The 9,049-nt window shown below is 71.5% G+C and carries 9 protein-coding genes; 6 read left to right on the plus strand and 3 right to left on the minus strand.

The window, feature by feature from the left end; all coding sequences use genetic code 11:
* The first annotated feature begins 123 nt into the window (after window positions 1-123).
* The 5 genes from ACXJY8_RS07850 to ACXJY8_RS07870 all read left to right on the plus strand — a co-directional run bounded on the left by ACXJY8_RS07850 (window position 124) and on the right by ACXJY8_RS07870 (window position 4,556).
* Window positions 124-1,083: an ABC transporter substrate-binding protein gene (locus ACXJY8_RS07850; RefSeq protein ID WP_463778396.1), complete on the plus strand. Its 960-nt coding sequence runs from the start codon at window positions 124-126 to the stop codon at window positions 1,081-1,083.
* Between the two features lie 32 nt (window positions 1,084-1,115).
* Complete coding sequence (locus tag ACXJY8_RS07855) at window positions 1,116-1,934, plus strand: ABC transporter permease (protein ID WP_463780470.1); 819 nt, start codon at window positions 1,116-1,118, stop codon at window positions 1,932-1,934.
* Window positions 1,927-2,706 (plus strand): ABC transporter ATP-binding protein, encoded by a 780-nt coding sequence (locus ACXJY8_RS07860; RefSeq protein WP_463778401.1) that lies wholly within the window; start codon window positions 1,927-1,929, stop codon window positions 2,704-2,706. The genes ACXJY8_RS07855 and ACXJY8_RS07860 overlap by 8 nt, the downstream gene beginning before the upstream one ends.
* A gap of 70 nt (window positions 2,707-2,776) precedes the next feature.
* On the plus strand, window positions 2,777-3,694 hold the full coding sequence (locus tag ACXJY8_RS07865) for a polysaccharide deacetylase family protein (protein ID WP_463778404.1): 918 nt from the start codon (window positions 2,777-2,779) through the stop codon (window positions 3,692-3,694).
* A complete protein-coding gene (locus ACXJY8_RS07870) occupies window positions 3,684-4,556 on the plus strand; it encodes an alpha/beta hydrolase (protein WP_463778406.1) in 873 nt (290 codons plus the stop codon). The genes ACXJY8_RS07865 and ACXJY8_RS07870 overlap by 11 nt, the downstream gene beginning before the upstream one ends.
* A 241-nt stretch (window positions 4,557-4,797) precedes the next feature.
* On the opposite strand, the gene ACXJY8_RS07875 is transcribed toward ACXJY8_RS07870, so the two are convergent.
* On the minus strand, window positions 4,798-5,019 hold the full coding sequence (locus ACXJY8_RS07875; protein ID WP_463778408.1) for a DUF6894 family protein: 222 nt from the start codon (window positions 5,017-5,019) through the stop codon (window positions 4,798-4,800).
* 342 nt (window positions 5,020-5,361) lie between these two features.
* On the opposite strand from ACXJY8_RS07875, the gene ACXJY8_RS07880 reads away from it, so the two are divergent.
* The gene (locus ACXJY8_RS07880) at window positions 5,362-5,490 is read left to right on the plus strand and encodes a hypothetical protein (RefSeq protein WP_463778410.1); all 129 of its coding nucleotides are present in this window, start codon (window positions 5,362-5,364) and stop codon (window positions 5,488-5,490) included.
* Between the two features lie 101 nt (window positions 5,491-5,591).
* Here the strand turns inward: ACXJY8_RS07880 and ACXJY8_RS07885 are convergent, their stop codons facing one another.
* Both ACXJY8_RS07885 and ACXJY8_RS07890 read right to left on the minus strand, forming a co-directional pair.
* Window positions 5,592-6,941, minus strand: coding sequence for an HlyD family type I secretion periplasmic adaptor subunit (locus ACXJY8_RS07885; protein WP_463780472.1), 1,350 nt, complete (start codon window positions 6,939-6,941; stop codon window positions 5,592-5,594).
* Complete coding sequence (locus ACXJY8_RS07890) at window positions 6,941-8,695, minus strand: type I secretion system permease/ATPase (RefSeq protein WP_463778412.1); 1,755 nt, start codon at window positions 8,693-8,695, stop codon at window positions 6,941-6,943. Before ACXJY8_RS07890 ends, ACXJY8_RS07885 begins: the two co-directional genes overlap by 1 nt.
* Window positions 8,696-9,049 lie beyond the last annotated feature (354 nt).

The raw sequence follows: 9,049 nt of genomic DNA on the forward strand, positions 1-9,049 counted from the left end.
TCCGGGTCCGCAGCGCCCCGCACTGTTGCCTGAAGGGCAACGGGCCAGTCAATAAACAGCACTCGTGTGCAACACCGGCGCGTCCTAGCGTCGGCGGGGAGAATCGCTGTCCGGAGCCCGCCCATGATCCGCCGTCGCACCCTCCTGGCCGGCCTCGGCGCCGGCCTCCTGGCCGCGCCCCTCGGCCTGCCCCGCCCGGCCCGCGCCCAAGGTCCCACGGTGATCCGGATGGGCTCCCTGAAGCTGATCCACTCGATCGCGCCGCACTTCTACGAGCAGTTCACCCCGGCGGGCTTCAAGGTCGAGGTCGTACCCTTCGAGAGCCCCACCGAGTGCAAGAACGCGGTGGTGACGAAGTCGGTGGACTTCGGCACCTTCGGCATCGCCGCCGGCACCCTCGGGGCGGCCGCCGGCGAACCCCTCGTCATCATCGCCTCGACCTGCAACCGCGGCATGGCGATCATCGCCAGGAAGGATGCGGGCATCGCCACCCTCAAGGACCTCAAGGGCAAGCGCGTCGCGCTCTGGCCGGGCTCGACCCAGGAGGTCTTCGCCCTGGAGCGCCTGCGCCAGGAGGGGATGAGCGTGAAGGACATCACCCCGGTGCGGATCTCGTTTTCGGAGATGCACATCGCGCTGGCGCGCGGCGACATCGACGCCTACGTGGGCGCCGAGCCCGCTCCGGGCGTGAGCCTGGCCAGCGGCGTCGGCAGCCTCGTCGAGTATCCCTACGGGACCGAGATGGGCGCCCTCAACATGGTCTTCGGCGCCCATGCCGACACCACCGCGCAGCGGCCCGAGATCGTCCGCACCATGCTGGAGATCCACCGCAAGGCCACCGATTACGCGCAGGGGAATCGCGAGGCGATGATTGCCATGGCGGTGGCCAAGCTCGGGCAGAAGCGCGAGGCGCTGGAACTCTCCGCCCCGAACGTCGAGCTCAAGTGGAAGCTGGGCGAGACCGAGATCGCCCAAGCCAAGGTCTATGCCGACCGCATGCTGGCGTTGAAGCAGATCAAGCGCCTGCCCGACTTCGCAACCTTCATCGACACCCGCTTCGTCGATGCCATGAGGGACGCGTGAGCCCGCTGCCGGCCGCCGTCGCGGCGGCGCCCGTGCCGGCGGCCCCGTCCCGCCCGCGCGTCGCCGTGCCGTGGGGGCGCCTGCGCGAGGCGGCCCTGGCCCTGGCGATCCCCGCCGGGCTCGGTTTCGTCTGGCACCTCCTGACGAGCGGGCGGCCCTACAGCCTGATCCCGCCGCCCGCGGAGGTCTGGACGGCGCTGGTCGACCTCGCCGTGGGGGGCATCAACGACGATGCCTTCAGCGCCACGCTGCTCACGCATCTCGCCGCCTCGCTGTCGCGGGTCTACGGGGGGTTCGCCCTGGCGGTGCTCTTCGCCCTGCCGCTCGGCCTCCTCATCGGCCGGGTGCCGCTGATGCGCCAGCTCCTCGACCCGACCTTCCAGATCCTGCGGCCCGTCCCCGTCACCGCCTGGCTGCCGCTGGCGATGATCCTGTTCGGCCTCGGGCCGCGCTCGGCCTACTTCCTGGTCTTCCTCGGGGCGTTCTATCCGATCCTCGTCAACACCATCTTCGGGGTGCGCTCCGTGGAGCCGCGCCTGTTCGAGGCGGCCAGCATGCTCGGCTGCCGGGGCTCGGCCCAGTTCGCCCGCGTGGTCCTGCCCGCCGCCCTGCCGTCGATCTTCACGGGCCTGCGCCTCGGTCTCGGCTTCGCCTGGGTGGTCATCGTGGTCGGCGAGATGACCGGCGTGCAGACGGGGCTCGGCGCCATCATCATGGAGGCGCGCCAGCTCTCGCGCACCGAGATCGTCATCTGCGGCATGATCGTCATCGGCGTCGCCGGCTTCCTGTCGGACCGGATCGTCATGCTGATCGGCCGCCGCCTCCTCGCCTGGAGTCCGTCGCATGGGTGATCCGACGCTCCCGATTCTCGAGATCCGCGACGTCGGCAAGACCTTCGCGGTCCAGGGCAGGACGGTCACCGCCCTGAAGGGCGCCAACCTCACGGTGAAGCGGGGCGAGTTCGTCTGCCTGCTCGGCGCCTCGGGCTGCGGCAAGTCCACCCTGCTGCGCATCACCGCCGGCTTCGAGGCGCCCTCCTCCGGCGAAGCGTGCATGTGGGGCAAGCCCATCGCGGGCCCCGACCCGTCGCGCGGCATGGTGTTCCAGGATTACGGCCTGTTCCCCTGGCTCACGGTCCGCGACAACATCGGCTTCGGCCCGAAATCCCGCGGGCGCCCCGCGCCCGAGATTCGCGACACGGTGGCCCGCTACATCGACCTCGTGGGCCTGGGCGCCTTCGCGGACGCGCATCCCCACCAGCTCTCGGGCGGCATGAAGCAGCGCGTCGCCATCGCCCGGGTGCTCGCCAACGAGGCCGAGATGGTGCTGATGGACGAGCCCTTCGGGGCGCTGGACGCCATGACCCGCGAGCGCCTGCAGGACGAGCTCCTCGATCTGTGGAGTCGCACCGGCCTCACCGTCCTGTTCGTCACCCACGCCATCGAGGAGGCGATCTTCCTCGCCGACCGCGTCGTGGTGATGTCGCCGAGCCCCGGCCGGATCGACGCCGTGCACGACATCACCCTGCCCCGGCGCCGCGACGTCTCGAGCCCGGCCTTCAACGACATTCGCCGGATGCTCTCGGCCCAGCTCCACAGCCACCACGGCCGGGTGGCTGCCTGAGGTCCGGCGGCGCCCGTTCCCGAAGAAGACCACCCCTCGGCGCCGCGCCGAGCCCCAGGGTCGCGCTCCCATGACCGAACCGGATTTTTCGGACCCCCGCCGACCCGAGCGGCGGCTCACCTACCGGGCCGCCATCGACCGGCCGCGCCTTGCCCTGCCGAACGGCAAGCACGTGGCGATCTGGCCGGTGGTGAACGTCGAGCACTGGCTTATCGACAACCCGATGCCGCGCCAGATCCTGGTGGCGCCGACGGGCGCGCCCCTGCTGCCCGATCTGGCCAACTGGGGCTGGCACGAATACGGCATGCGGGTCGGGTTCTGGCGCTTCCTCGCGGCCTTCGAGGCCCGCGGGATCCGCCCGACCCTCTCGATCAACGGCTCGGTCTGCGAAGCCTATCCCCGGGTGGCGCAGGCCGCGCACGCCGCCGGCTGGGAGTTCATGGGCCACGGCTTCCACCAGGTGCCGACCCACCGCATCGCGGACGAGCCGGCGATGATCGCCCGCACCCTCGCGGCGATCCGGGCCGTGACCGGGGCCGACCCGCGCGGCTGGCTCGGGCCCGGCCTCACCGAGACCCTCGACACCCCGGACCACCTCGCCGCCGCCGGCCTCGACTATGTCGGCGACTGGGTGGTGGACGACCGGCCGAGCCGGATCGCCACCGCGACGCGCGCCCTCATCGCCCTGCCCTACTCGGTGGAGCTCAACGACATCCCCCTGCTGGCGATCCAGCACCACCGGGCCGACGAGTTCGTGGACCGGGCCCTGGCCCAGGTCGCGCGCCTCGCCGCGGAGGCGGCCGGGGACGGGCCGCTGGGCGGTGCCAAGGTGATGGGGTTCGCCATCCATCCCTACATCACCGGCGTGCCGCACCGGATCGGGCTGCTGGAGCGTCTCCTCGACGCGCTGCTCGCCCGCGACGACGTCTGGTTCGCGCAAGGCGGCGACCTCGTGGACTGGTACCGGGGCACCGGCGATGAGGCTTGAGACCGAAGCGGGCTCCCGGGCGGACGGGCGCGACCTCGACCGCGCGGCGTTGAGCCGGGCCTACGACAATTCCGGGGCGGTGGCCGACAGCGCCGCCCGCCTCGCCGACTGGCGGGCCCGCAGCGCCGCCTTCCGGGCGCGGCCGGGCCACATCCTCGACCTGCCCTACGATCCGGGTCCGCCCCACGCCGCCGGTCCGCGCAACCGGATCGACCTGTTCGCCTGCGGACGCGCCGGCGCGCCGCTGCTGGCCTTCATCCATGGCGGCTACTGGCAGCGCAACGCCAAGGAGGGCTTCGCCTGCCTGGCGGAGGGACCGCTCGCCCTCGGCCTCGACGTGGCCCTGATCGGCTACACCCTGGCGCCCGAGGCCTCGCTGACCCGAATTGCGGACGAGATCCGGGCGGCCCTGCGCTGCCTGCGGGCCCGGGACGCGGCCGCCGGCCTCGGCCGACGCCGCCTCGTGGTCTCCGGCTGGTCCGCGGGCGGCCATCTCGCCGCCCTGGCGCTGGACGGGCCGGACGCCGATGCGGGCCTCGCGATCAGCGGGATCTACGACCTCGCGCCGATCCGCAGGACCTCCCTCGACGACGCGCTCCGGCTCACGCCCGGGGAGGTCGAGGCGCTGTCGCCGATCCGCCGGGTACCCCGCCGCCAGGCCCCGCTGGTCCTCGCCTACGGGACCGACGAATTGCCCGAACTCCGGCGCCAGTCCCTGGACTACGCGGCCGCGCGCGCGGCCGCGGATGCGGAGACCCGCTGCATCGGTCTCGACGGGACCAACCATTTCTCGATCCTCGAGACCCTGGCGCGTCCGGACGGGCGCCTCGCCCGTCTCGCCGCCGACTTGGCCCAAAGCTGATCCGGTCCGCACCCGATCCGGCCCGCCGCCGGCCCCCGGAGGCGTCGGTCCCCACGTCCGGACGCGGGCATCGTGCGGGGCGGACCGCGCAGGAGCCTCGCCGCCCGGGCGGGACCGGTTCGGGCAGGGTTTCCGGACGTGGCCCGGAACCTGTCAGGCTCGGAATTTTGGAACGCTGGTCCGATACACGGAAAGTTAATGCGCGACCCGGTCGAAGCGGCATAGCCTCGGCGACGAACGCTCATGCCCTCGGCGCGACCGGCATGCGGTGCAGGTCCCGTCCGTCCGCATCCCGGATCACGAGGTCCCAGGCGTCATCGACATGGATCAGTTCGCCTCCCTTGCGCAGTTCCTCGAGCACCAGGGCGGCCTGGGCGATGGCTTCCGCCAGGTCGGCCGCCTCGGCCCCCGTCGTGTCGGGCATCGTGGTCCGGCCATCGGTCAGGTCGAAGTGGAAGCGCATCGGGGAAACGGGCCTCGGAACGCAGGGCGATGCCGGAGTTCGACGCCGCCGCTTCCGCCGGCCTGCCGCCCGGTCCGCCCTGCGCCGGTCGGGACGAGGCCTCCGTCGCGGTTCGGTGGCGCTCGGCCGTCCGGATCCATGCTGCGTCGTCCTCAGCGCAGGATGTCGTCGTCCGGTCTCAAGTTGCGACAGGTAGAAGCGGCGTCCCGTTCGAAGACGATGCCGCCGATGATTGCGATGCGCAATTTAGCTAGAAGCAGGGCTTGACATCCCAAGTACAATACTACTTTTTGATTTTTTGTGCACTGCAAAATGTCTGGCGATATCTGGAAAGGCTGATCGATGACCGAGCCCGAAGGGCAGTCTGCTGGTTCGGACGACGCGCCTCTTTCCGAGCGGATCCTGGCGCTCCGCGTCCATATCCGGACCGTCCTGCGCTGCCTCGGGCCCGTGGCCCAGCCGGCCTGCTGATCGCGGCGGAGCCGGATCTCCGAATCGCTCCGGCGCGCCTTCCGGCCCGCGGGCGGGCCGGGACCGGGATGTCCCCGCGAGCCGAGCCCGCCGCCTGGAGCCTACTTCTCGCGCCAGGCCTTGGCGATCTGGTCGGTCAGCGGCTTGGTGAGGTAGCTGAGCACCGAGCGGTTGCCGAGTTGCATGAAGGTCTCGACGGGCATGCCCGGCACCAGGCGAACCGAGCCGAGGCGCTCCTTCTGGTCCTCCGGCACCCGGATGCGGGCGGTATAGTAGCTCATGCCGGTCTTCGGGTCCGCGGTGACGTCGGCCGAGACCCGCGACACCACCCCGTCGATCTCGGGGGTGGTGCGCTGGTTGAAGGCCGAGAAGCGCAGCACCGCCGCCTGTTCGAGGCGGACGTTGTCGATGTCCTGCGGCTGGATCTTGACCTCCACCGCGAGCTGGTCCGCCTCCGGCACGATCAGCATGGCGGGCTCGGAGGGCGTCACCAGGCCGCCGATCGTATGCACCGTCATCTGGTGCACCGTGCCCGATTGCGGCGCGCGCATGTCGACGCGCTTGAGCTGGTCCTCGGCGGCGACGCGCTTCTCGATGTATTCCGACCACTTGCCGCGGATCTCGGCCAGGTCCTTGCCGGTCTCGGTGCGCATGTCGCCGTCGATCTGCAGGATCTGCAGCTCGGTCTCGGCGATCTTGCCGCGGGCCGAGGCCGTCGAGGCCAGGAGCTGGCCGCGCTCGCCGTCGAGGCGGGCGGCGTCGCGCTCCAGGGCGTTGACCCGGGCCAGCGGCACCAGGTTCTTGGCGTAAAGCTCGCGCACGCCCTGCAGCTCGCCGGTGATGAAGCCGACCTCGCGGGCCTTGGCCGCGACCTGCTCGGTCAGGCCCTTGATCTCCTCGCGCAATTGCTGGACGCGCTCGCGCAGCTGCGCCTTCTGGCCCTCGCGCCCGGCCACGCGGGCGTTGAACAGCCGGGTCTCGCCCTCGATCAGGTGCGCCACGGCCGGGTCGCCGTCCTTCCGGGCCAGCAATTCGGGCGGGAAGGTGATCGCGGCGGCGCCGTCGCGCTCGGCCTCGTCGCGGGCGCGCCGGGCGGCGAGTTCGTCCAGCGCCTTCAGGATGATGTCGAGATTGGCCCGGGTCTGGGTCTCGTCGAGGCGGATCAGGATGTCGCCGGCCTTGACGCGCATGCCCTCGCGCACCCGCAGCTCGCCGACGACGCCGCCGGTGGGATGCTGCACCTTCTTGACGTCGGACTCGACCACGAGCTGGCCCGGCGCGATCACGGCGCCGGAGATCTGGGTGAAGGTCGCCCAGCCGCCCACGCCCACCACCAGCAGCGCGCCCAGGGCGACGCTGAGGGCGAGGTGGCGGCGGATCGAGCCCTGGGCGGTCGGACGCGGGGCCGTGAGGGCGGGTTGAAGGTCGGTCGGGCTGAGGGCGAGGGCCATCATGCGCTCTCCTGCAGGGCGCCGGGGGCGGCCCGCGTGTCCACGGGGCGGGTCTCGACGGGGACCGAGGCCGGGCGCAGCACGCGCTTGAGGACTTCGTCCTTCGGTCCGAAGGCCTGGGCGCGGCCCTCCGCCATCATCAGGATGAGATCGACCGCGCCCAGGGCGGACGGCCGGTGGGCGATGACGACGCAGATGCCGCCGCGCCGCCGGACCCCGATGATCGCCTGGGTCAGGGCGTTCTCGCCCTCGGCGTCGAGATTGGCGTTGGGCTCGTCGAGAATGACGAGGAAGGGATTGTCGTAGAGTGCCCGGGCGAGGCCGACGCGCTGGCGCTGGCCGGCGGAGAGGCCGGCGCCGCCTTCGCCGATCCGGGTGTCGTAACCCTCCGACAGGCGCAGGATCAACTCGTGCACGCCCGCCGCGCGGGCGGCCGCGATCACCGCGTCGGAGGGGGCCTGCGGATCGAACCGGGCGATGTTCTCCGCCACCGTGCCGGCGAACAGCTCGACCTCCTGGGGCAGGAAGCCGATATGCGGACCGAGATCGTCGGCCGACCATTGGTCGAGGGCGGCGCCGTCGAGGCGGACCTTGCCGCGCACGGCCGGCCAGACCCCCACCAGGGCCCGCACCAGGCTCGACTTGCCCGAGGCGGAGGGGCCGATGATGCCGAGGCCCTGGCCGGCCTGGAGGGCGAAGCTGACGTCCTGGACCACGAGGCGCGGGGTTCCGGGCGGCGCGACGCTGACGCCCTCGACCTGGAGCGAGCGCGTGGGCGCCGGCAGCGCATGGGGCTGTGCGGCGGCGGGCATGCGGGCGAAGAGGTCGGACAGGCGGGTCCAGGACTGGCGGGCCTGCACGAAGCCCTTCCAGTTGGCGATGGCGAGCTCGGCCGGGGCGAGGGCCCGGGCCACCAGGATGGACGAGGCGATGATGATGCCGGCCGAGGCCTGGCCGTTGATGACGAGATAGGCGCCGAGGGCCAGAACACCGGATTGCAGGGCGGTGCGGAACACCTTCGAGCCCGCGCCGTAGCCGCCGGCGATATCGGAGGCGCGCTGCTGCGCGTGCATGTAGTCGCGGTTGGCTAGGGCCCAGCGGGTGCCGAAGCGCCCCTGCATGCCCATCGCGGCCAGCACCTCGGCATTGCGGCGGCCGGCCTCGGCGAGGCCGTTGCGGCGCAGGCCGTGGGCAGTGGCGGTCTGGGCCGGATGCTTCGTCGCCCGATCGGTGAGGAGGCCGAGGGTGGCGAGCACCGCCGCGCCGATCAGGGCGGCGACGCCGATCAGGGGATGGAACAGGAAGCAGATCAGGAGATAGATCGGCATCCAGGGAAGATCGAAGAAGGCGGAGGGGCCGGACCCGCCGAGGAAGGCGCGCAGCTGGTCGAGGTCGCGCAGGGGCAGGAGGCCGTCGCCGGGGGCGGCTCCCTTGAGCGGCGCGCGCACCACGATGTCGAAGACCCGTCCGCTCAGGGATTCGTCCAAAGCCGCGCCGATGCGGGCGAGGACGCGCGAGCGCAGCGCCTCGAGCAGGCCCTGGAAGGCGTAGAGTACGAGAGCGAGGATGCAGAGGCCGATCAGCGTCGGCACCGAACGGCTCGGGATGACCCGGTCATAGACCTCGAGCATGAAGAACGAGCCGGTCAGGTAGAGGACGTTCACGAGCCCGCTCATGGCGGCCACGCCGATGAACGCCGTACGGCACTGCGCCAGTGCCGAGACCAGCTCGGCCGAATCCCGGGCCTTCGTCACGATTGTCTTCCTTCCCGGCGGTTCCGGCGGGGCCCGCCCCTCTCGACGACTGTAGTTTGAGCGAGCCACACAGGTGAGGCAAGGGTTCCTGAAGCAAGGGTTTCGATGCTGGCGCTCGATCCCCCGCGGGTATTTCACTAGATTGAGGTATGTCCATCACCCGACCGAAGACCGGACGGTATCGGACGGCGTAGAGCCCTAAGTCTCGGTGTGGCGAGGCTGCGCGCTTGCCAGAGTGATGTGGCAATCGTGTGAAGATGCCGTGAATGACGCGGGCGCGGTCGCCGCCGCTGAAGGCATCGGATCTCGCTTCGCCGCGGCCGTTGCCGGCCCCCGGCGGCACCGATCCCCGGT

The sequence above is a fragment of the Methylobacterium sp. TK31 genome, assembly GCF_055361545.1.

What these genes read in the sequence shown, in the direction of transcription:
- ACXJY8_RS07850 (WP_463778396.1), top strand. Translation starts at nt 124, where the DNA reads ATGATCCGCCGTCGCACCCTCCTGGCCGGCCTCGGCGCCGGCCTCCTG.
- ACXJY8_RS07860 (WP_463778401.1), top strand. Translation starts at nt 1,927, where the DNA reads ATGGGTGATCCGACGCTCCCGATTCTCGAGATCCGCGACGTCGGCAAG.
- ACXJY8_RS07865 (WP_463778404.1), top strand. Translation starts at nt 2,777, where the DNA reads ATGACCGAACCGGATTTTTCGGACCCCCGCCGACCCGAGCGGCGGCTC.
- ACXJY8_RS07870 (WP_463778406.1), top strand. Translation starts at nt 3,684, where the DNA reads ATGAGGCTTGAGACCGAAGCGGGCTCCCGGGCGGACGGGCGCGACCTC.
- ACXJY8_RS07875 (WP_463778408.1), bottom strand. Translation starts at nt 5,019, where the DNA reads ATGCGCTTCCACTTCGACCTGACCGATGGCCGGACCACGATGCCCGAC.
- ACXJY8_RS07880 (WP_463778410.1), top strand. Translation starts at nt 5,362, where the DNA reads ATGACCGAGCCCGAAGGGCAGTCTGCTGGTTCGGACGACGCGCCTCTT.
- ACXJY8_RS07885 (WP_463780472.1), bottom strand. Translation starts at nt 6,941, where the DNA reads ATGGCCCTCGCCCTCAGCCCGACCGACCTTCAACCCGCCCTCACGGCC.